The organism is Citrobacter sp. wls710, from assembly GCF_005281115.1.
Classification (GTDB): Bacteria; Pseudomonadota; Gammaproteobacteria; order Enterobacterales; family Enterobacteriaceae; genus Citrobacter; species Citrobacter werkmanii.
The window spans coordinates 151,960-173,127 of record NZ_SZXD01000039.1 but is presented as its reverse complement, the minus strand read 5'-3'; the positions used below and the strand labels follow the sequence as shown (position 1 = coordinate 173,127).

At 53.6% G+C, this 21,168-nt stretch carries 19 protein-coding genes and 3 pseudogenes; 19 read left to right on the top strand and 3 right to left on the bottom strand.

Annotation, left to right across the window (positions count from 1 at the left end):
• The first annotated feature begins 17 nt into the window (after window positions 1-17).
• Window positions 18-296: a YfcL family protein gene (locus tag FDX14_RS19095; protein WP_079223268.1), complete on the top strand. Its 279-nt coding sequence runs from the start codon at window positions 18-20 to the stop codon at window positions 294-296.
• An 80-nt stretch (window positions 297-376) separates the two neighbouring features.
• Here FDX14_RS19095 and mnmC read toward each other — a convergent pair.
• Window positions 377-2,364, bottom strand: a pseudogene (gene mnmC, locus FDX14_RS19090) (bifunctional tRNA (5-methylaminomethyl-2-thiouridine)(34)-methyltransferase MnmC2/FAD-dependent 5-carboxymethylaminomethyl-2-thiouridine(34) oxidoreductase MnmC1).
• A gap of 159 nt (window positions 2,365-2,523) precedes the next feature.
• Here mnmC and fabB point away from each other — a divergent pair.
• A complete protein-coding gene (fabB, locus tag FDX14_RS19085; protein WP_042307055.1) occupies window positions 2,524-3,744 on the top strand; it encodes a beta-ketoacyl-ACP synthase I in 1,221 nt (406 codons plus the stop codon).
• Window positions 3,745-3,786: 42 nt separating this feature from the next.
• On the opposite strand, the gene FDX14_RS19080 is transcribed toward fabB, so the two are convergent.
• Window positions 3,787-4,305, bottom strand: coding sequence for a YqhG/Tai3 family protein (locus tag FDX14_RS19080; protein ID WP_061382231.1), 519 nt, complete (start codon window positions 4,303-4,305; stop codon window positions 3,787-3,789).
• 293 nt (window positions 4,306-4,598) lie between these two features.
• On the opposite strand from FDX14_RS19080, the gene FDX14_RS19075 reads away from it, so the two are divergent.
• Window positions 4,599-5,777 (top strand): MFS transporter, encoded by a 1,179-nt coding sequence (locus tag FDX14_RS19075; protein ID WP_061382126.1) that lies wholly within the window; start codon window positions 4,599-4,601, stop codon window positions 5,775-5,777.
• Here FDX14_RS19075 and flk read toward each other — a convergent pair.
• Window positions 5,774-6,781 carry a flagella biosynthesis regulator Flk gene (flk, locus tag FDX14_RS19070; RefSeq protein WP_079223276.1) on the bottom strand — a complete coding sequence of 336 codons (1,008 nt, stop codon included), beginning with the start codon at window positions 6,779-6,781 and terminating at the stop codon, window positions 5,774-5,776. The two genes, FDX14_RS19075 and flk, sit on opposite strands and share 4 nt — an antisense overlap.
• 108 nt (window positions 6,782-6,889) lie before the next feature.
• Here flk and pdxB point away from each other — a divergent pair, with 108 nt between their 5' ends.
• From pdxB to hisP, 16 genes and pseudogenes are all read left to right on the top strand, one after another.
• Window positions 6,890-8,026, top strand: coding sequence for a 4-phosphoerythronate dehydrogenase PdxB (gene pdxB / locus FDX14_RS19065; protein ID WP_042307060.1), 1,137 nt, complete (start codon window positions 6,890-6,892; stop codon window positions 8,024-8,026).
• A gap of 67 nt (window positions 8,027-8,093) precedes the next feature.
• Window positions 8,094-9,107, top strand: a complete 1,014-nt coding sequence (locus FDX14_RS19060; RefSeq protein WP_042307061.1) for an aspartate-semialdehyde dehydrogenase — start codon at window positions 8,094-8,096, stop codon at window positions 9,105-9,107.
• Window positions 9,107-9,919 carry a tRNA pseudouridine(38-40) synthase TruA gene (gene truA / locus FDX14_RS19055; RefSeq protein ID WP_042307062.1) on the top strand — a complete coding sequence of 271 codons (813 nt, stop codon included), beginning with the start codon at window positions 9,107-9,109 and terminating at the stop codon, window positions 9,917-9,919. The genes FDX14_RS19060 and truA overlap by 1 nt, the downstream gene beginning before the upstream one ends.
• A gap of 24 nt (window positions 9,920-9,943) precedes the next feature.
• Window positions 9,944-10,603, top strand: a complete 660-nt coding sequence (locus FDX14_RS19050) for a DedA family protein (RefSeq protein WP_003028140.1) — start codon at window positions 9,944-9,946, stop codon at window positions 10,601-10,603.
• A 149-nt stretch (window positions 10,604-10,752) separates the two neighbouring features.
• Window positions 10,753-11,667 (top strand): acetyl-CoA carboxylase, carboxyltransferase subunit beta, encoded by a 915-nt coding sequence (accD, locus tag FDX14_RS19045; protein WP_042307064.1) that lies wholly within the window; start codon window positions 10,753-10,755, stop codon window positions 11,665-11,667.
• A gap of 192 nt (window positions 11,668-11,859) precedes the next feature.
• Entirely contained in the window at window positions 11,860-13,128 is a 1,269-nt protein-coding gene (gene folC / locus FDX14_RS19040) for a bifunctional tetrahydrofolate synthase/dihydrofolate synthase (RefSeq protein WP_079223280.1), read from the top strand.
• Window positions 13,118-13,786 (top strand): cell division protein DedD, encoded by a 669-nt coding sequence (gene dedD / locus FDX14_RS19035; protein ID WP_061382124.1) that lies wholly within the window; start codon window positions 13,118-13,120, stop codon window positions 13,784-13,786. Before folC ends, dedD begins: the two co-directional genes overlap by 11 nt.
• Window positions 13,787-13,988: 202 nt before the next feature.
• A complete protein-coding gene (cvpA, locus tag FDX14_RS19030; RefSeq protein ID WP_006683632.1) occupies window positions 13,989-14,477 on the top strand; it encodes a colicin V production protein in 489 nt (162 codons plus the stop codon).
• Between the two features lie 33 nt (window positions 14,478-14,510).
• Window positions 14,511-16,028, top strand: coding sequence for an amidophosphoribosyltransferase (purF, locus tag FDX14_RS19025; RefSeq protein ID WP_005129677.1), 1,518 nt, complete (start codon window positions 14,511-14,513; stop codon window positions 16,026-16,028).
• A 97-nt stretch (window positions 16,029-16,125) separates the two neighbouring features.
• Window positions 16,126-16,695 (top strand): UbiX family flavin prenyltransferase, encoded by a 570-nt coding sequence (locus FDX14_RS19020; protein ID WP_042307071.1) that lies wholly within the window; start codon window positions 16,126-16,128, stop codon window positions 16,693-16,695.
• Between the two features lie 287 nt (window positions 16,696-16,982).
• Window positions 16,983-17,765 (top strand): lysine/arginine/ornithine ABC transporter substrate-binding protein ArgT, encoded by a 783-nt coding sequence (gene argT, locus FDX14_RS19015; protein WP_006683634.1) that lies wholly within the window; start codon window positions 16,983-16,985, stop codon window positions 17,763-17,765.
• Window positions 17,766-18,013: 248 nt separating this feature from the next.
• Window positions 18,014-18,796 (top strand): histidine ABC transporter substrate-binding protein HisJ, encoded by a 783-nt coding sequence (gene hisJ / locus FDX14_RS19010; protein ID WP_003028120.1) that lies wholly within the window; start codon window positions 18,014-18,016, stop codon window positions 18,794-18,796.
• 42 nt (window positions 18,797-18,838) lie between these two features.
• Window positions 18,839-18,922 (top strand): annotated as a pseudogene (locus FDX14_RS25775) (hypothetical protein); the annotation flags it as partial.
• Between the two features lie 59 nt (window positions 18,923-18,981).
• Window positions 18,982-19,668 (top strand): annotated as a pseudogene (locus FDX14_RS19005) (histidine ABC transporter permease HisQ).
• Complete coding sequence (hisM, locus tag FDX14_RS19000) at window positions 19,665-20,372, top strand: histidine ABC transporter permease HisM (protein WP_003028116.1); 708 nt, start codon at window positions 19,665-19,667, stop codon at window positions 20,370-20,372. The pseudogene FDX14_RS19005 and the gene hisM overlap by 4 nt, the downstream one beginning before the upstream one ends.
• A gap of 13 nt (window positions 20,373-20,385) precedes the next feature.
• Window positions 20,386-21,159, top strand: coding sequence for a histidine ABC transporter ATP-binding protein HisP (gene hisP, locus FDX14_RS18995; RefSeq protein WP_038642330.1), 774 nt, complete (start codon window positions 20,386-20,388; stop codon window positions 21,157-21,159).
• The last annotated feature ends 9 nt before the right edge of the window (window positions 21,160-21,168 follow it).

Below are 21,168 nucleotides of genomic sequence, written 5' to 3'. Positions count from 1 at the left end.
TACAATGAGGAAAGAAGATGATCGCGGAGTTTGAATCACGCATTCTGGCATTAATCGACGATATGGTAGAGCACGCCAGCGATGATGAGTTGTTTGCCAGTGGCTATTTGCGTGGGCACCTGACGCTGGCCGTAGCAGAGCTGGATGCTGGCGAGGACCATTCCGCTGAGGCATTGTACGCCAATGTGACCAGCAGCCTGGAAAAAGCGATTAGCGCAGGCGAACTTTCGCCGCGTGACCAGGCGTTAGTGAAAGAGATGTGGGACATGCTGTTCCAGAAGGCGACAAAACACTAATTGCCCGTAGGCCGGATTAAGGTACAGGCACCGCCATCCGGCATTCTCACCTTACCGGGTGGCGTTAACGCTTACCCGGCCTACAATTTCACCGCTTTACCCTTCAATAACTTCCTGACCCACAGTCGATTCGGATTCAGCGCCGCCAGCGTGCTGGCATCCATAGGGATAGGTTCATCGCTCATTTGTGATGCCAGAATTTCTGCACATAGCGGGGCAGTACACAACCCGCGCGAACCCAGCGCGCCCAGCATAAATAAATCAGCATAAACCGGGGCGTTCACCGCGTGCGCTTTGTCTTCGGCAAGCGTGGCGTACTGGCTGAGCGTGGCGTCATAGTCCGCGACATTACCCACCATCGGGATGTGATCGCGCGTAGCGCAGCGGACCCCGCAGCGGGCAGCATGCGCACTGACGTCCACCTCTTTTGCCCATGCGGCGTGCGGGAAGCAGTCGATTAAGCGCTGACGATTTTGCTGCTGGTCCTCCTCGCGATACTCAGTCTCTTCACTCCCACGATGATAGCTGGCACCAATGCAGTGTTGCTGGTTTTGCGGGTTATGCGGCGTGAGGTAACCGTCGTAGCACAACACCTGGCGTAGCGCTGACAGCGCGGGCGTGGTGGGGATATGACTCACCTGGCCGCCAACGGAATAGACCGGTAACGTCTGCGTCTGCTCAAAGCTGTTAATGCGATGGCCGTTAGCCAGAACCACCGCTGCGTGAGTGGCGGTTTCTCCACAGGCAAACTGCAATTTCCAGCCTGCTGTCTGGCGTGAAAGTGAGGCCAGAGTATGTTGGTAGCGGGTGCGTAATCCCAGGGTTGTGGCATAGTCCAGTACGGCAGCGGTTAACTGCGCCGGGCACAGCCATCCACCGGCAGGATACTGAATCCCGCCGCACCCGGTTTCGACGCCGGTGGTCTGTAAAACTTGCTCTGCGTCAACGCCGACGGCAAGCGCATCGGGCAGTTCAAGAGACAGCATTTGAGTGATTTTCTGCTGACTTTTTTCATCCCATGCGAGCTGCGTCACGCCGCACCAGTCATGCGCGAACTCTACCGGAAGGGCATCATACAGGCGGCGGGCGAAGGTAAACGCGGTGGGGAAAAAGAGATTAATGGCCGCGTCATGCTTGCTGAGTAACGGATAGAGTGCGCCCTGGCGATTACCGGATGCGCCCCCGGCAGGTTTATCGTCCGCGCAATAGAGCGTGACCTGCCAGCCGCGGCGCAGTAGCGCCAGCGACAGCAATGCGCTGGCGATGCCTCCGCCAATAATAGCGGCTTCGCGCTTATCTGTGCCCGTGCGCGTGAACCACGGAGCCGATGAAGGGAGTGCCAGAGTCTGTTCCATAACGCCACAAAGCATTTCGCGTTTGCGGCCAAAGCCTTTGCGCTTTTGCATCGTAAATCCGGCTTCCTGCAACCCCCGTCGCACAAAGCCTGCCGATGTGAAGGTAGCCAGCGTGCCGCCGGGGCGAGCCAGTCGGGCCATCGCGTTAAACAGCGTTGGCGTCCACATGTCCGGATTCTTCGCCGGGGCGAAACCGTCCAGGAACCAGGCGTCCACTTTTTGATTCAGGGAATCATCGAGTTTGCTGGTCAGTTCGTTAATATCGCCAAACCACAAATCCAGCGTGACGCGCCCATCATCAAGCCCGCCAGCGGCAGCGGCCACTGCGCCTGTAACGCCGTGGCCCACGGGGCAAGCTCCGGCCAGTGCTGATGGGCTAAGGTTAGATCTTCACGCGTCAGCGGATATTTTTCAAAACTGATGAAATGTAATCTTTTCAGGGTAGCGTCAGGGTGCGTATCACGAAAATCAGCAAATGCCTGCCAGAGAGTCAGGAAATTAAGCCCGGTGCCAAACCCACTTTCCGCCACCACGAAAAGGGGACGTGAATGCACAGGGAATCGCTGTGCGAGATGATTCCCGCCGAGGAAGACGTAACGTGTCTCATCCAGCCCGTTATCATTGGAAAAATAGACATCATCAAAATCTCGGGAAACAGGTGTACCCTCAGCGTTGAATTCAAGGTTGGCAGGTTGTATAGCGTATTGTTTCACGTAAGTTACTCGTCTGGCAGGCTGTGCCCCGATCTTAGCGATGAGTGCCTGGCTGCGCAAATTTCCACATTAAATGGCTGATCGGACTTGTTCGGCGTACAAGTGTACGCTATTGTGCCACTCGAAACTTTAAAATAGTGCGACTTACAGAGGTATTGAATGAAACGTGCAGTGATTACTGGCTTGGGCATCGTTTCCAGCATCGGTAATAACCAGCAGGAAGTCCTGGCATCTCTGCGTGAAGGACGTTCAGGGATCACTTTCTCTCAGGAGCTGAAGGACTCCGGCATGCGTAGCCACGTATGGGGCAACGTAAAACTGGATACCACTGGCCTCATTGACCGCAAAGTAGTGCGCTTCATGAGCGACGCATCCATCTATGCATTCCTTTCCATGGAGCAGGCTGTGGCGGATGCCGGTCTTGCTGCAGAAGATTACCAGAATAACCCGCGCGTTGGCCTGATTGCAGGTTCCGGCGGCGGTTCCCCGCGTTTTCAGGTGTTCGGCGCTGACGCAATGCGTAGCCCGCGTGGTCTGAAAGCGGTTGGCCCGTATGTGGTCACCAAAGCGATGGCGTCCGGCGTTTCTGCCTGCCTCGCAACGCCATTCAAAATTCACGGCGTAAACTACTCCATCAGCTCTGCCTGTGCGACATCTGCGCACTGCATCGGCAACGCAGTAGAACAAATTCAACTGGGTAAACAAGACATCGTGTTTGCTGGCGGCGGCGAAGAGCTGTGCTGGGAAATGGCGTGTGAATTCGACGCCATGGGCGCGCTGTCTACCAAATATAACGACGATCCGTCTAAAGCTTCCCGTACCTATGATGCAAACCGCGACGGTTTTGTTATCGCAGGCGGCGGCGGTATGGTCGTGGTCGAAGAGCTGGAACACGCTCTGGCTCGTGGCGCGCATATCTACGCGGAAATCGTCGGTTACGGCGCTACCTCTGATGGCGCAGACATGGTTGCCCCGTCTGGCGAAGGCGCAGTACGTTGCATGCAGATGGCGATGCACGGTGTAGACACCCCGATCGACTACCTGAACTCTCACGGTACTTCTACTCCGGTAGGCGACGTGAAAGAGCTGGGCGCAATCCGTGAAGTGTTTGGCGACAACAGCCCGGCAATTTCTGCAACCAAAGCGATGACTGGTCACTCACTGGGCGCGGCTGGCGTGCAGGAAGCTATCTACTCTCTGCTGATGCTGGAACACGGCTTTATCGCGCCGAGCATCAACATTGAAGAGCTGGACGAGCAGGCGGAAGGTCTGAACATCGTGACCAAACCGACTGAGCAGGCGCTGACCACCGTGATGTCCAACAGCTTCGGCTTTGGCGGCACTAACGCGACGCTGGTCATGCGTAAGCTGAAAGCGTAAGTCTGCAAGATGATGTAGAAGGGAGCCCGATGGCTCCCTTTTTTATTTATTCATTTTTTCGTACTCCGGCGCGATTTCCGCCGACCAGGCTTTGGCTCGTGTGATATCACCAGTGCTGTAGATTGGCTGTTCAAATTGATTATCCAGATCCCGCACGCGATAAATTTTCCAGCGACCTTCTTCCCAACGCGTATACACTTCCAGTTGCATGGGTGCTTCGCCTGCCGGCCCACCTAATTGTACTTCCACCTTTTCACCACCGAGAAAGGGCTGAGCCGCTCCAACCCGTAGCCGCGGGATCCATTCAGGGTCGTAATCCTGCACGTACATAAAATAGTCAGAATTTATTATTTCCTGCTCGTAAAGGCTGTCAATCAGCGCCAGACGGTCGATAACGTCTTTCGCCACATAAAGTTGCATGAGCGCGGACGTATCTCGATCTTGTGTGTAGGCGGACATCCACGCGAGATAGAATTGTTTTACAGCCTGTGTGCTGTCTTGATGAGGCGCATAGCAGCCGCAAAGCATCAGGATGAGAGCAATAAGCGAAAATGCTTTCATTACCGTGTCCCTAAAAATATATTCCGGCAAAAAAGATCGTTGAGTGTCCCCCTGATTGAAAACTATTTCCTCATTGTTAGTGCTTTTCTTCAATAATATAACCCTCTGTTTTGTGGATGCCTTCGGTGATTTCGAGGTTGACAAGTTTAGCCCCTCACAGGCAGACTCCAGCTTCAACATTATCCTCTTGATAATGCGTAAGCGTTTAACGTTATCCAACGCACCTTAATCCTGAAAGTCAGGTAGAGGGGGCGTGGGCATTCCTCGCCTTACTCTGCATTTTGGAGTAACGCATGACAGCAGTAACCCAACAAGAAAAAACACCGTCGGCGAACTTTTCGCTGTTTCGTATCGCTTTTGCGGTTTTTCTGACCTACATGACGGTCGGTCTGCCTTTGCCCGTCATTCCTCTGTTTGTGCACCACGAGCTGGGCTATGGCAACACCATGGTTGGTATCGCCGTAGGCGTACAGTTTCTGGCAACGGTCTTAACCCGCGGCTACGCCGGGCGCTTAGCCGATCAATATGGCGCTAAACGTTCGGCGCTACAGGGGATGTTTGCCTGTGCGCTGGCGGGGGCGGCGTGGCTTTTAGCCGCGCTATTGCCTGTCTCTGTCCCGGTGAAATTTGCGTTGTTAATCGTCGGGCGTTTGATCCTCGGCTTTGGCGAAAGCCAGTTGCTCACCGGAACCCTGACCTGGGGATTGGGGCTGGTTGGCCCAACGCGTTCAGGTAAGGTGATGTCGTGGAACGGGATGGCGATTTACGGTGCGCTGGCTGCCGGTGCGCCGTTGGGCTTGCTGATCCATAGCCACTTCGGCTTCGCGGCGCTGGCGGGAACCACGATGGTATTACCGCTGCTGGCCTGGGCATTCAACGGCACCGTTCGCAAAGTGCCTGCGCATGCCGGGGAGCGACCTTCACTGTGGAGCGTGGTCGGGCTTATCTGGAAACCGGGCCTGGGTCTGGCATTGCAGGGCGTGGGTTTTGCTGTCATCGGTACGTTTATTTCGCTTTATTTTGTCAGCAATGGCTGGACGATGGCGGGATTCACCCTGACCGCTTTTGGCGGGGCATTTGTGCTGATGCGCATTCTGTTTGGCTGGATGCCGGACCGGTTCGGCGGCGTGAAGGTCGCCGTTGTTTCATTGCTGGTTGAAACTGCGGGCCTGATCCTGCTGTGGCAGGCTCCCTCTGCCTGGGTTGCTTTGCTCGGGGCGGCATTAACCGGGGCCGGGTGTTCGCTTATCTTCCCGGCATTGGGCGTTGAGGTTGTGAAGCGCGTGCCAGCACAGGTTCGTGGTACGGCGTTAGGCGGTTACGCCGCATTTCAGGATATCTCCTACGGCGTAAGCGGCCCTGTCGCCGGGGTGCTGGCCACCGCGTACGGTTATCCCTCGGTATTCCTTGCCGGGGCGATATCCGCCGTGGTGGGGATTGTTGTGACGTTGCTGACTCTGCGAAAAGGCTAAGCGACCAGCCAGAAAATGGCTAACGCAATCATCAAGGCAATAAATACCAGTCCCGGTCGTGCCGACAGTGATTTAACCGTTTCAATCATCGGCGCGAACGGGCTGTAAATGGGTTGGGGATGGCGCGGATCGTTTAATTCCTGCTCCCGATCACGTTCCACGCGGCGCAGGAAGATTTGATTCAGCAAGTCCAGCACCTGAACCGTGGTCAGAATCGATTGTGGTTGGATCTGATATGTCTGCTGCGCGTACTCTTTGATTGCCGTCAGCTCATTGGGCTCTAACGGCAGCTTCAGCGCCGCCTGCAGCGTTTGTAGCGTCGGGGCACTTTGCAGACTGAGCGTCTGGCGCGCCTGCAGCCAGGTGACCAGATGCGTAAATTGTTTGGCGGGGATTAGCTCTCCGCTTTTTACCCCAGACAGCTCCAGCATAGATTGCCAGATCATCTTACCGGATTCTCCCGTAGCCGCCGCCAGCTTGGTAACTAACTGGTTCAGCGTATTGTGCTCTGCGGGTAATAACGGGCGATCGGTAGCCGGACGCTGCTGCGGCTGCGGTATTGAAAGCTGACCTTGTTGCAACAGGGTCAGCACGTTCTTCAATTGTTCTGGCGTGAGTTGGCTAAGCGCCGTCTGCCCATACTGCTGGCGAATAAAATCACTCACCGCCTGACGGTTATTTCCCTGGCTTAACAGTTCAGTAAGCTGCGACAGCACCTGACGATTAGCATGGTTCTGCTGTGCGACTTCCAGCCGCTGGTTCAGGTTTTGCTCTGCGGCAGGAAAGTGACGTGACTGCAACGGTGTGTCACTTTTAACGCCCAGATCGTGTTTCATTCCAGCCCACACCTCAGCGCTTTGCTGTTGGGTGAGCGAAATCAAACGGGTAATCAGCCGTTCCAGCACGGTACGTTGTAACGTGGATAACGGTTGCTCACCTGCAACGGAGGGGACATTTTGGCCTTCGCCGGGAGGGCGAGCGGGCGTACCTGAAATGGGCTGCATCGTCTCTGTTCCTTAAATCTGTGCTGACCAGGTCTCGCAGTATGCCTGGCGGCGAGATTATGGCACACTTGCCCGGTTAACTCTCGTTCTCAAACAGGTGCGAAAGACGTGAAAATCCTCGTTGATGAAAATATGCCCTATGCCCGCGAACTGTTCAGTCGTTTGGGGGAGGTCAAAGCGGTTCCTGGTCGTCCGATTCCCGTTGCTGAACTGGATGATGCGGATGCTTTAATGGTGCGCTCGGTGACGAAAGTCAATGAATCACTGCTCAGCGGAAAACCGGTTAAATTTGTCGGTACGGCAACCGCAGGCACGGACCATGTGGATGAAGCCTGGCTTGCGCAGTCGGGAATCGGTTTTTCCGCAGCGCCCGGATGTAATGCGATTGCGGTCGTAGAATATGTTTTTTCAGCGTTGTTGATGCTGGCGGAACGCGACGGTTTTGCGTTACGCGATCGTACCGTGGGTATCGTCGGTGTTGGCAACGTAGGTGGACGTTTGCAGGCGCGACTGGAAGCGCTGGGGATCCGTACTTTGCTGTGCGATCCGCCAAGAGCCGATCGCGGTGACGAGGGCGATTTCCGTTCGCTGGACGAACTGGTACAGCAGGCCGATGTGCTGACGTTCCATACGCCGCTATTTAAAGACGGCCCGTATAAGACACTGCACCTGGCGGATGACGCGCTGATGAGTCGACTGAAGCCCGGCACTATTCTGATCAACGCCTGCCGTGGGCCGGTTATCGACAATACGGCATTACTGAACCGGCTTAACGCCGGGCAGGCGCTGAGCGTGGTGCTGGATGTCTGGGAAGGCGAGCCGGATCTCAATGTGGCGTTGCTGGAGAAAGCCGATATTGGCACCGCGCACATTGCCGGATATACCCTGGAAGGAAAGGCTCGTGGGACCACGCAGGTCTTTGAGGCCTATAGCAAGTTTATTGGTCGCGAGCAGCACGTGGCGCTGAACACCCTGTTACCTGCGCCGGAATTCGGTCGTATCACGTTGCATGGCCCGTTAGATCAGCCAACGCTGAAAAGGTTGGCGCATTTAGTGTATGATGTGCGCCGCGATGATGCGCCGCTGCGTAAAGTCGCTGGAATTCCGGGTGAATTTGATAAACTGCGTAAAAATTATCTTGAGCGCCGTGAATGGTCGTCTTTATACGTGATGTGTGACGACGAGACGGCAGCCGCCTTGCTGTGTAAGCTGGGTTTTAACGCTGTTCATCACCCGGCACATTAATGTCTTCTTAATGCTCCCTGTCGAATAATGCGACAGGGACGCTTATGTATTTCTGGAGTAAATCACCATGTCTGAAGGCTGGAACATTGCCATTCTGGGCGCAACGGGCGCCGTAGGCGAAGCCCTGCTCGATACGCTGGCTGAACGCCAGTTCCCGGTCGGTGAAATTTTTGCGCTGGCGCGTAACGAAAGCGCTGGTGAGCACCTGCGTTTTAACGGTAAATCGGTCATTGTTCAGGATGTTGCAGACTTTGACTGGACCCAGGCACAACTGGCATTTTTTGTTGCGGGCGCTGAGGCCACCGCTGCATGGGTGGAAGAAGCAACCAATGCCGGTTGCCTGGTTATCGACAGCAGTGGTTTGTTCGCACTTGAGCCTGACGTTCCGCTGGTGGTTCCGGACGTTAACCCGTTCGTGCTGGCAGATTACCGCAACCGCAATGTGATTGCGGTCCCTAATAGCCTGACCAGTCAACTGTTGTCTGCGCTGAAACCGCTGATTGATGACGGTGGTCTTTCACGTATTACGGTGACCAATATTCTGTCGGCCTCTGCGCACGGTAAAAAAGCGGTGGATGCGTTGGCAGGGCAAAGTGCGAAACTGCTCAATGGTATCCCGATTGACGAAGACGATTTCTTTGGTCGCCAGCTGGCATTCAATATGCTGCCGCTGCTGCCAGATCGCGAAGGTAGCGTGCGTGAAGAACGTCGTATCGTTGATGAAGTGCGCAAAATTATGCAGGATGACGGTCTGCTTATCTCCGCTAGCATCGTACAGTCACCGGTATTCTACGGTCACGCGCAGATGGTGAATTTTGAAGCTCTGCGTCCATTAGCTGCGGAAGAAGCGCGCGATGCGTTTTCTCGCGCTGAAGACGTGGCGTTGTCGGAAGAGACCGATTTCCCGACTCAGGTTGGCGATGCGTCAGGTACGCCACATCTTTCCATCGGCTGTGTACATAACGATTACGGTATGCCGGAGCAGGTTCAGTTCTGGTCCGTGGCAGACAACGTGCGTTTTGGCGGCGCGTTGATGGCGGTGAAAATTGCGGAGAAACTGGTGCAGGAGTATCTGTACTAATGTCGGACCTGCAACAGCCGCTAACCCATAAAATTGCGCTGGGCATTGAGTATGACGGCAGCAAATATTATGGCTGGCAGCGCCAGAACGAAGTGCGTAGCGTTCAGGAAAAGCTGGAAAAAGCGCTTTCTCAGGTCGCGAATGAGCGTATCAATGTCTTTTGTGCGGGGCGCACGGATGCGGGCGTTCATGGCACAGGGCAGGTCGTGCATTTTGAAACGCACGCTGTGCGTAAAGACGCCGCCTGGACGTTGGGCGTAAATGCGAATTTACCTGGTGACATCGCCGTGCGCTGGGTGAAAGCTGTACCTGATGATTTTCATGCCCGATTTAGCGCCACGGCTCGCCGTTATCGCTACATCATCTACAATCATCGGTTGCGCCCTGCGGTTTTGGGCAAAGGGGTAACCCATTACTATGAGCCGCTGGATGCTGAACGTATGCATCGTGCAGCCCAGTGTCTGATCGGCGAAAATGATTTTACCTCGTTTCGTGCGGTGCAGTGCCAGTCGCGCACACCGTGGCGTAACGTGATGCACATTAACGTTGAACGTTTTGGTGCATATGTGGTGGTGGATATTAAAGCGAATGCCTTTGTACATCATATGGTCAGGAATATTGTCGGCAGCCTGATGGAAGTAGGCGCCAACAACCAGCCGGAGAGCTGGATAGCAGAACTGTTAGCAGCGAAGGACAGAACGCTGGCAGCGGCAACGGCGAAAGCGGAAGGACTGTATTTGGTTGCGGTAGATTACCCTGACCGGTTCGACCTGCCAAAACCGCCAATGGGCCCGCTATTTCTGGCGGACTAATTTGAGTCGTATAAAGGCAAAACTATGGACCTGATTTACTTTCTTATCGATTTTATTCTGCACATTGATGTGCACCTGGCAGAGCTGGTCGCGGAATACGGTATCTGGGTATACGCGATTCTGTTTCTGATTCTGTTCTGCGAAACCGGGCTGGTAGTGACGCCGTTCCTGCCGGGGGACTCACTGCTGTTTGTTGCTGGCGCGCTTTCTGCGCTGCCAACTAACGATCTCAATGTTCATCTGATGGTGGCGTTGATGATTGTGGCTGCGATTGTCGGCGATGCGGTGAACTATACGATTGGCCGGTTGTTCGGTGAAAAACTCTTTAGTAACCCGAACTCCAAAATTTTTCGTCGCAGCTACCTGGATAAAACCCATGCGTTCTACGAGCGTCATGGCGGAAAAACGATTATCCTGGCGCGTTTCGTGCCTATCGTGCGGACATTTGCGCCATTTGTTGCCGGTATGGGACACATGTCCTACCGCCACTTTGCGATGTATAACGTTGTAGGCGCACTGCTGTGGGTATTGCTGTTCACCTATGCAGGCTATCTGTTTGGCGATCTGCCCATCGTTCAGGAAAACCTGAAATTATTGATTGTGGCGATTATCGTCCTTTCCGTATTGCCGGGTGTGATTGAAGTAATTCGTCATAAACGGGCTGCGTCACGGGCTGCAAAATAGAAAGTAACTCAGCGGTTCGACCACTTTTTTATCCAAAGTTTCGGGCTGTTATGTTTTAATGTGCAACATTCATGGTCTGTTAGGGGCAAAAATGGCATTATGCGCCCCTTATAACAAAGCTGACTAGGGTTCAGGCAGAAAGGTCACCAATGAGCTGGATTGAACGAATTAAAAGCAACATTACTCCCACCCGCAAGGCAAGCATTCCTGAAGGGGTGTGGACCAAGTGTGATAGCTGCGGTCAGGTTTTATACCGTGCTGAGCTGGAACGTAATCTTGAGGTCTGTCCGAAGTGTGACCATCATATGCGCATGTCGGCGCGCAATCGCCTGCATAGCCTGTTAGATGAAGGTACTCTTGTGGAACTGGGTAGCGAACTTGAGCCGAAAGACGTGCTGAAGTTTCGTGACTCCAAAAAGTACAAAGACAGACTGGCCTCAGCACAGAAAGAAACCGGCGAGAAAGATGCGCTGGTGGTGATGAAAGGCACGCTTCACGGTATGCCGGTCGTTGCGGCTGCATTCGAGTTCGCGTTTATGGGCGGCTCCATGGGTTCTGTCGTCGGTGCGCGTTTCGTCCGTGCCGTTGAGCAGGCGCTGGAAGACAACTGTCCGCTAATCTGCTTCTCCGCTTCTGGCGGGGCGCGTATGCAGGAAGCGCTGATGTCTCTGATGCAGATGGCGAAAACCTCTGCTGCGCTGGCGAAAATGCAGGAACGCGGTTTACCGTACATTTCTGTACTGACCGACCCAACGATGGGCGGTGTTTCCGCAAGCTTCGCGATGCTGGGCGATCTCAACATTGCCGAACCGAAAGCGTTGATCGGCTTTGCGGGTCCGCGTGTTATCGAGCAAACCGTACGTGAGAAACTGCCGCCGGGATTCCAGCGCAGCGAGTTCCTGATTGAAAAAGGCGCTATCGATATGATCGTCCGCCGTCCGGAAATGCGCCTGAAACTGGCAAGCATTCTGGCGAAGCTGATGAATCTTCCGGCGCCGAATCCGGATGAGCCGCGTGAAGGCGAGGTGGTACCTCCGGTACCCGATCAGGGATCAGAGTCCTGATAATTTACTCTATGGATTTCGAGTTGCAGGTAGGCGGCAAGAGAGTTCATCCCGATGAGCTTGCACAGGCAAGTGATTCGGGTGAACGAGAGCAGCCAACAAGCCTGCAGCTTGAAAGACGACGAGTACAAAAGGGCAGGGCCAGTTGGCGCTGCCTTTTGCTTTTCTCAACGTAAAGAATCTACAGGCATCATGGACAATAAACGTATTCCTCAAGCCGCGTCGCCTCTGGCGTCGTGGCTTTCTTATCTGGAAAACCTGCACAGTAAAACTATCGATCTGGGCCTCGAACGCGTAAGCCTGGTGGCGCGCAAACTGGGCGTGTTGAAACCCGCACCATTTGTCTTTACGGTGGCGGGAACCAACGGAAAAGGCACGACCTGCCGTACGCTGGAATCGGTGCTGACCGCCGCAGGTTATAAAGTCGGAGTATACAGTTCGCCGCATCTGGTGCGTTACACGGAACGCGTGCGCGTGCAGGGGCGTGAACTGCCGGAATCCGCGCATACCGCCTCGTTTGCTGAGATTGAAGACGCACGTGGCGATATTTCCCTGACCTACTTTGAATACGGTACGCTATCGGCGCTCTGGTTGTTTAAACAGGCTAAGTTGGACGTAGTCATTCTGGAAGTGGGGTTAGGCGGTCGCCTTGACGCGACGAATATCGTCGATGCCGATGTTGCGGTCGTCACCAGTATTGCGCTTGATCATACCGACTGGCTGGGCCCGGATCGCGAGAGCATTGGTCGTGAGAAAGCGGGGATTTTCCGCGCAGAGAAACCGGCCATCGTTGGCGAACCGGAAATGCCATACACTATTGCGGATGTGGCGCAAGAGTGCGGGGCGATTTTGCAACGCTGTGGTGTGGACTGGCGCTATACGGTAACGGAGAACGACTGGTCCTTTACGGACGCTCACGGCACGTTGGCGCATCTGCCATTGCCACAGGTTCCACAACCGAACGCCGCGACCGCACTGGCTGCACTGCGTGCCAGTGGTCTTGACGTTAGCGAGCAGGCAATTCGTGACGGAATCAAACAGGCGATTTTACCGGGACGCTTCCAGATTGTGAGCGAGTCGCCGCGGGTGATTTTTGATGTTGCCCATAACCCGCATGCGGCGGAATATCTGACCGGACGTCTGAAAAAGTTAGTGAAAAGCGGGCGTGTACTTGCAGTTATCGGTATGCTACATGATAAAGATATTGCCGGTACGTTGGCCTGGTTAAAAAGCGTGGTCGATGCCTGGTACTGCGCGCCACTGGAAGGGCCGCGTGGCGCAACGGCAGAACAGCTGTTAGAACATCTGGGCAAAGGTGAAGCCTATGACAGCGTGGCGCAGGCATGGTCTGCGGCACTGGCCGAGGCGAAGCCAGAAGATACCGTGTTGGTGTGTGGATCGTTTCACACTGTCGCACATGTCATGGAAGTGATAGACGTGGGGAGAAGCGGTGGCGAGTAAGTTTCAGAATCGATTAGTTGGCACAATTGTGCTGGTCGCGCTTGGGGTGATTGTGCTCCCCGGGCTGCTTGACGGGCAAAAAAAACATTATCAGGATGAGTTTGCTGCGATCCCTCTGGTGCCCAAACCGGGCGATCGCGACGAACCGGACATGATGCCTGCGGCAACGCAGGCGCTGCCGACGCAACCGCCTGAAGGGGCGGCAGAAGAGGTGCGCGCGGGCGATGCCGCTGCGCCATCGCTGGACCCATCGCGCATGGCAACGGCAAACAGCGCGGAGTTAGATCCTGTCCCCGCACCTGTTGAACCGCCGAAACCTAAACCGAAGCCGCAACCCGTTGCAGCCACACCGGCACCAACCCCTGCGCCTGCTCCAGCACCGAAACCGGTCGCGGAAGAAGCGCCAGCCCCGACCGGCAAAGCGTATGTTGTGCAGCTCGGCGCGCTGAAAAATGCGGATAAGGTCAATGAGATCGTGGGTAAACTTCGTGGCGCGGGCTTCCGGGTATATACTTCCCCGTCAACGCCGGTACAGGGTAAAATAACCCGCATTCTCGTAGGGCCTGACGCCTCCAGAGATAAGCTGAAGAACTCGCTGGGCGAGCTGCAGAAGATCTCTGGTCTGAGTGGGGTTGTGATGGGGTATACCCCTAATTAAGGGGCCGTCTCATGTCGGCCGGATACGGTGTTTTCACCGCTATCCGGCAGTGTCCGAAGAGGCATAAAACCGTATGGCGTTGAAGATTTTTTCAGCGCCATTTTTATTTACGCGTGGAAAGGAAATCCCTACGCAAACGTTTTCTTTTTCTGTTAGAATGCGCCCCGAACAGGACGACAGGGCGTAAAATCGTGGGACACTTATGGTCTGGATTGATTACGCCATTATCGCGGTGATTGGTTTTTCCTGTCTGGTTAGCCTGATCCGTGGCTTTGTTCGTGAAGCATTATCGTTGGTGACTTGGGGTTGTGCTTTCTTTGTCGCCAGCCATTACTACACTTACCTGTCTGTCTGGTTTACGGGCTTTGAAGACGAACTGGTTCGAAATGGGATTGCTATCGCGATACTGTTCATCGCGACACTTATCGTCGGCGCTATCGTTAACTTTGTGATAGGCCAACTGGTAGAGAAAACAGGTCTGTCGGGTACCGACAGGGTGTTGGGGGTTTGCTTTGGTGCTCTGCGAGGAGCGCTGATCGTCGCCGCCATACTGTTCTTTCTCGATACGTTTACCGGTCTGTCGAAAAGTGAAGACTGGAGTAAGTCGCAGCTGATCCCGCAGTTCAGTTTCATCATCAGATGGTTCTTTGACTATCTGCAAAGCTCGTCAAGTTTCTTGCCCAAAGTATAAACTTTGGGTCGTTGCTGAACGAGGAAAAGACGTATGTGCGGTATTGTCGGTATCGCCGGTGTTATGCCGGTAAACCAGTCGATTTATGACGCGTTAACGGTGCTCCAGCATCGTGGTCAGGATGCTGCGGGCATCATCACTATTGATGCCAACAACTGCTTCCGCTTGCGTAAAGCAAACGGAATGGTGAGCGATATTTTTGAAGCGCGCCATATGCAGCGTTTGCAGGGCAATATGGGCATCGGTCATGTGCGTTACCCAACGGCTGGCAGCTCCAGCGCCTCCGAAGCTCAACCTTTTTACGTTAACTCACCGTATGGCATCACGCTTGCCCACAACGGCAACCTGACCAATGCGCATGAGCTGCGTAAAAAGCTGTTTGAAGAAAAGCGCCGCCACATCAATACCACTTCAGATTCTGAAATCCTGCTGAATATTTTCGCCAGCGAGCTGGATAACTTCCGCCATTACCCGCTGGAAGCAGACAATATTTTTGCGGCCATTGCGGCAACTAACCGCCAGATCCGTGGCGCCTACGCCTGCGTGGCGATGATTATCGGCCACGGTATGGTTGCCTTCCGCGATCCTAACGGTATTCGCCCGCTGGTACTGGGCAAACGCGATATTGGCGACGGTCGCACCGAGTATATGGTGGCTTCCGAGAGCGTGGCGCTGGATACGCTGGGCTTTGAATTTCTGCGCGACGTAGCACCTGGCGAAGCGGTGTACATCACCGAAAAAGGCCAGCTGTTTACCCGCCAGTGCGCCGATAACCCGGTCAGCAATCCGTGCCTGTTCGAATACGTTTACTTTGCGCGTCCTGATTCCTTTATCGACAAGATTTCCGTCTACAGCGCCCGTGTGAATATGGGAACTAAGCTCGGCGAAAAAATTGCCCGCGAGTGGGAAGATCTGGATATCGACGTGGTGATCCCGATTCCGGAAACCTCTTGTGATATCGCGCTGGAAATCGCCCGTATTCTCGGCAAGCCGTACCGTCAGGGGTTTGTGAAAAACCGCTACGTGGGGCGTACCTTTATCATGCCGGGCCAGCAGCTGCGCCGTAAATCCGTGCGACGTAAACTGAACGCCAACCGTGCGGAGTTCCGTGATAAGAACGTGCTGCTGGTGGATGACTCTATCGTACGTGGCACCACCTCAGAACAGATTATCGAGATGGCGCGTGAAGCCGGGGCGAAGAAGGTGTATCTGGCCTCTGCCGCACCGGAAATTCGCTTCCCGAACGTGTATGGTATCGATATGCCGACGGCGACGGAGCTGATTGCCCACGGTCGCGAAGTGGACGAGATTCGTCAGATAATCGGCGCAGACGGGCTTATCTTCCAGGACCTGAACGATCTGATTGAAGCCGTTCGCGCTGAGAACCCGGATATTCAGCAGTTTGAATGTTCAGTGTTTAACGGCGTGTACGTTACTAAAGACGTCGACCAGCAGTATCTCGATTTCCTCGATTCCCTGCGTAATGACGATGCCAAAGCGATATTGCGTCAGAATGAAGCGGAAAACCTTGAGATGCACAACGAAGGTTAATGTTTGCTCGCAAGCAAGGGCGCAATCCGCACCCTTGCTTGCAACTCCCCATAAATTCCTGCAAAGTCGGCCCTGAAGCAAGCAAGGGCGATTAAACATGAAACGACTCATCATTGGTATTTCTGGCGCAAGTGGGGCTATTTACGGCGTGCGCCTGCTGCAGGTTTTGCGTGACGTTACTGATGTGGAAACCCATCTGGTGATGAGCGCCGCTGCCCGGCAGACGCTGGCGCTGGAAACGGACCTCTCTGTACGCGACGTGCAGGCGCTGGCGAATGTGACTCACGATACGCGCGATATCGCCGCCAGTATTTCCTCTGGCTCTTTTCAGACCGCCGGAATGGTTATTCTGCCGTGTTCAATCAAAACGCTTTCTGGCATCGTTCACAGCTACACCGATGGACTGCTTACCCGTGCGGCAGACGTGGTGTTAAAAGAACGTCGCCCGCTGGTGCTGTGCGTGCGTGAAACGCCATTGCATCTGGGGCATCTGCGGCTAATGACGCAGGCGGCAGAAATTGGGGCGGTGATTATGCCACCGGTGCCGGCGTTTTATCATCGCCCGCAAACCCTCGATGACGTGATTAATCAAACAGTTAATCGTGTCCTTGACCAGTTTGATATCTCCCTTCCTCATGACCTCTTCACCCGCTGGCAAGGGGCGTAAGCCGTTCCATCAGGGTGCAAAGAAACATCCGTTGCCCTGTTTCAGGGCAATTTTGTAACCGCGATCATATCCTCAACATTTAATTCGTCAAAACTCAACGAAACGCTGCGTTTCAACCGTCAGACCTGCTATCTTCAAAATCAGGACAATATTGCAACGTTTTATTAACATATTTAACGTCGAATATCCTCAACGACGCGAAAATGGCATAAGACCTGCATGAAAAAGTCTGCAAACACACAACACAACGTAAAACATAATAAAATTACGCCACTTGAGGGTTATGTATGAAGAAGACGGTTCTTGCTTTGTCTTTGCTGGTAGGACTTTCCGCAACCGCGGCCAGCTACGCAGCACTTCCGCAGACAGTTCGTATTGGTACAGATACCACGTATGCACCTTTTTCCTCTAAAGATGCCAAAGGCGATTTCGTCGGTTTTGATATCGATCTGGGAAATGAGATGTGTAAGCGCATGCAGATCAAATGTACCTGGGTTGCCAGCGACTTTGATGCACTGATCCCGTCGCTGAAAGCGAAAAAAATTGATGCCATCATCTCCTCGCTTTCCATCACCGAGAAGCGTCAGCAAGAGATTGCCTTCTCAGACAAGCTTTACGCCGCAGATTCTCGTTTGATCGCCGCGAAAGGTTCGCCGATTCAACCGACTCTGGACTCCCTCAAAGGTAAACACGTAGGCGTACTACAAGGCTCTACTCAGGAAGCCTATGCCAATGATAACTGGCGCAGCAAAGGCGTGGATGTGGTGGCCTACGCGAACCAGGACCTGATCTATTCTGACCTGACGGCGGGACGTCTGGATGCGGCATTGCAGGATGAAGTCGCGGCCAGCGAAGGTTTCCTGAAACAACCGGCAGGTAAAGACTACGCTTTTGCCGGTCCTTCAGTTAAAGATAAAAAATACTTTGGCGACGGAACCGGGATTGGCTTGCGCAAAGATGATGCGGAGCTGAAAGCGGCTTTCGATAAAGCGCTGGGTGAACTGCGCAAAGACGGCACCTACGACAAAATGGCGAGTAAGTATTTTAACTTTAATGTCTACGGCGATTAATTCATCGACGTGGGGGCGTTGGCTGCACCATTGCGGGTAACCATTACGGTGCATCATAAATTCAGTGCACTGTTTTGGTGCCTTTATCGCTGGCTTAATAAGCATGAGTGCATACTTAAGCGCTTTTCATGCAAATAAATACCGCCGACAAGGTAGAATGCTTTGCCTTGTCGGCCTGATTAATGGCACGATAACTGCACCTGGTCCTGTAAAGATCCCCTATAAAAGACAGTCTGTTGAGGATAGTTATGAAAAAACTGGTGTTGTCTCTTTCTTTGGTCCTGGCTTTCTCCAGTGCTACCGCAGCATTTGCAGCCATTCCGCAAAAAATTCGTATCGGCACCGATCCTACTTATGCGCCGTTCGAATCGAAAAATGCGCAGGGTGAATTAGTCGGTTTTGATATCGATCTGGCTAAAGAGCTATGCAAACGTATTAATACACAATGTACCTTCGTGGAAAACCCGCTGGATGCGCTGATCCCTTCGCTAAAAGCGAAGAAAATCGATGCGATTATGTCCTCGCTTTCCATTACTGAAAAACGTCAGCAGGAAATCGCGTTTACCGACAAGCTTTATGCAGCCGACTCGCGTCTGGTTGTCGCTAAGGATTCTGCTATTCAGCCGACCATTGAGTCGCTGAAAGGCAAACGTGTCGGCGTGCTGCAGGGTACCACTCAGGAAACGTTCGGCAATGAACACTGGGCGCCAAAAGGCATTGAAATTGTCTCCTATCAGGGGCAAGACAACATCTATTCTGACCTGACAGCCGGGCGTATTGACGCCGCATTCCAGGATGAAGTTGCTGCCAGCGAAGGCTTCCTGAAACAGCCAGTTGGTAAAGATTACAAATTCGGCGGCCCGTCTGTGAAAGACGAGAAATTGTTTGGCGTGGGTACCGGTATGGGACTGCGTAAAGACGATAACGAACTGCGCGAAGCACTGAATAAAGCCTTTGCTGAGATGCGCGCCGACGGCACTTACGAGAAGCTGGCTAAAAAGTACTTCGATTTTGATGTTTACGGCGGTTAATCACCGCAGGTGCTGATAAAGCCCGTAGATTTTTGACGCGTTGAATTTATGCCTGATGGCGCTGCGCTCATCCGGCCTACGTTGATTTGTAGGCCGGATAAGGCAACGCCGCCATCCGGCATTTAATGGTGAGTCTGAAATCAAAAGAGGCTTATTACTCCACCACACACGACAGGACAGGCAGCATGTTGTATGGCTTTTCAGGTGTTATTTTACAGGGCGCAATTGTTACGCTTGAGCTGGCTCTCAGCTCAGTGGTGCTGGCGGTTCTGATAGGTCTTGTCGGCGCGGCAGCAAAACTGTCGCAAAGCCGGGCGTTGGGGCTTATTTTCGAAGCGTACACCACGCTTATCCGCGGCGTGCCCGATCTGGTCTTAATGTTGCTCATCTTCTATTGATTACAAATCGCGCTGAATACCATTACCGATGCAATGGGGGTCAGCCAGATTGATATCGATCCGATGGTAGCGGGGATAATCACGCTCGGATTTATCTACGGGGCCTACTTTACGGAAACGTTCCGCGGCGCGTTTATGGCTGTGCCCAAAGGCCATATTGAAGCCGCGACGGCATTCGGCTTTACCAGTTCACAAATTTTTCGCCGCATTATGTTCCCGGCAATGATGCGCTATGCCTTACCGGGAATTGGTAATAACTGGCAGGTTATTCTCAAAGCCACTGCGTTGGTATCGCTGCTCGGTCTGGAAGATGTGGTGAAAGCGACTCAGCTTGCCGGGAAAAGTACCTGGGAGCCGTTCTATTTTGCCGTCGTGTGCGGGGTCATCTATCTGGTGTTTACCACAGTTTCTAATGGTGTGCTGCTGTACCTTGAGCGCCGCTACTCCGTGGGTGTGAAGAGGGCTGACCTGTGATTGAGATTATTCAGGAATACTGGAAGTCCCTGCTATGGACCGACGGATATCGCTACACCGGCGTTGCTATTACCCTGTGGCTTCTAATTTCTTCGGTGGTGATGGGCGGGATACTGGCGCTGTTTTTGGCGATTGGTCGCGTTTCCAGTAATAAATTTATTCAGTTTCCCATCTGGTTATTCACCTATATTTTTCGTGGGACACCGCTGTATGTACAACTGCTGGTGTTTTATTCCGGGATGTATACGCTGGAGATAGTCAAAGGAACGGACTTCCTCAACGCGTTTTTCCGCAGCGGATTGAATTGCACCGTACTGGCGTTGACGCTGAATACCTGCGCCTATACGACGGAGATTTTCGCCGGGGCGATTCGTTCTGTGCCGCACGGTGAGATTGAAGCCGCGCGCGCTTACGGTTTCTCGTCATTCAAACTGTATCGCTGCATAATTTTGCCTTCCGCGCTGCGTATTGCGCTGCCGGCATACAGCAATGAAGTGATTTTAATGCTGCATTCCACGGCGCTGGCGTTTACCGCCACGGTGCCTGATTTGTTGAAAATCGCCCGCGATATCAACTCGGCAACGTATCAACCGTTTACCGCTTTCGGTATTGCCGCGGTGCTGTATTTGATTATTTCGTATGTCCTGATCAGTCTGTTCCGTAAAGCGGAAAAACGCTGGTTGCAGCATGTATCCTCTAAATAATTCGAGTAACACGATGTCTGAGAATAAATTAAACGTTATCGATTTACATAAGCACTACGGCGAACATGAAGTGCTGAAAGGGGTATCTCTGCAGGCTAATGCGGGTGATGTTATCAGTATTATCGGCTCGTCAGGTTCCGGTAAAAGTACCTTTCTGCGCTGCATTAACTTTCTTGAAAAACCGAGCGCCGGTTCCATTGTCGTCAGTGGGCAGAACATTGGTCTGGTGCGAGACAAAGATGGCCAGCTCAAGGTTGCGGACAAAAATCAGCTGCGTTTGCTGCGCACAAGACTAACCATGGTCTTTCAGCACTTTAATCTGTGGAGCCACATGACGGTGCTGGAAAACGTCATGGAAGCGCCGATTCAGGTACTGGGACTGAGCAAGCAGGAAGCCCGCGCACGCGCGGTGAAGTATCTGGCTAAAGTGGGTATTGATGAGCGAGCGCAGGGCAAATATCCGGTGCATTTGTCTGGTGGTCAGCAGCAGCGCGTTTCTATTGCGCGTGCGCTGGCGATGGAACCGGAGGTGTTGCTGTTTGATGAACCCACCTCGGCGCTTGACCCAGAGCTGGTCGGCGAGGTGCTACGCATTATGCAGCAACTGGCCGAAGAGGGGAAAACCATGGTGGTCGTGACTCATGAAATGGGGTTTGCCCGAAATGTCTCCACGCACGTGATTTTTCTGCATCAGGGGAAAATTGAAGAAGAGGGCGACCCGGAGCAGGTATTCGGCAACCCACAAAGCCCACGCTTGCAGCAGTTCCTCAAAGGATCGCTGAAGTAATTCAGTTGC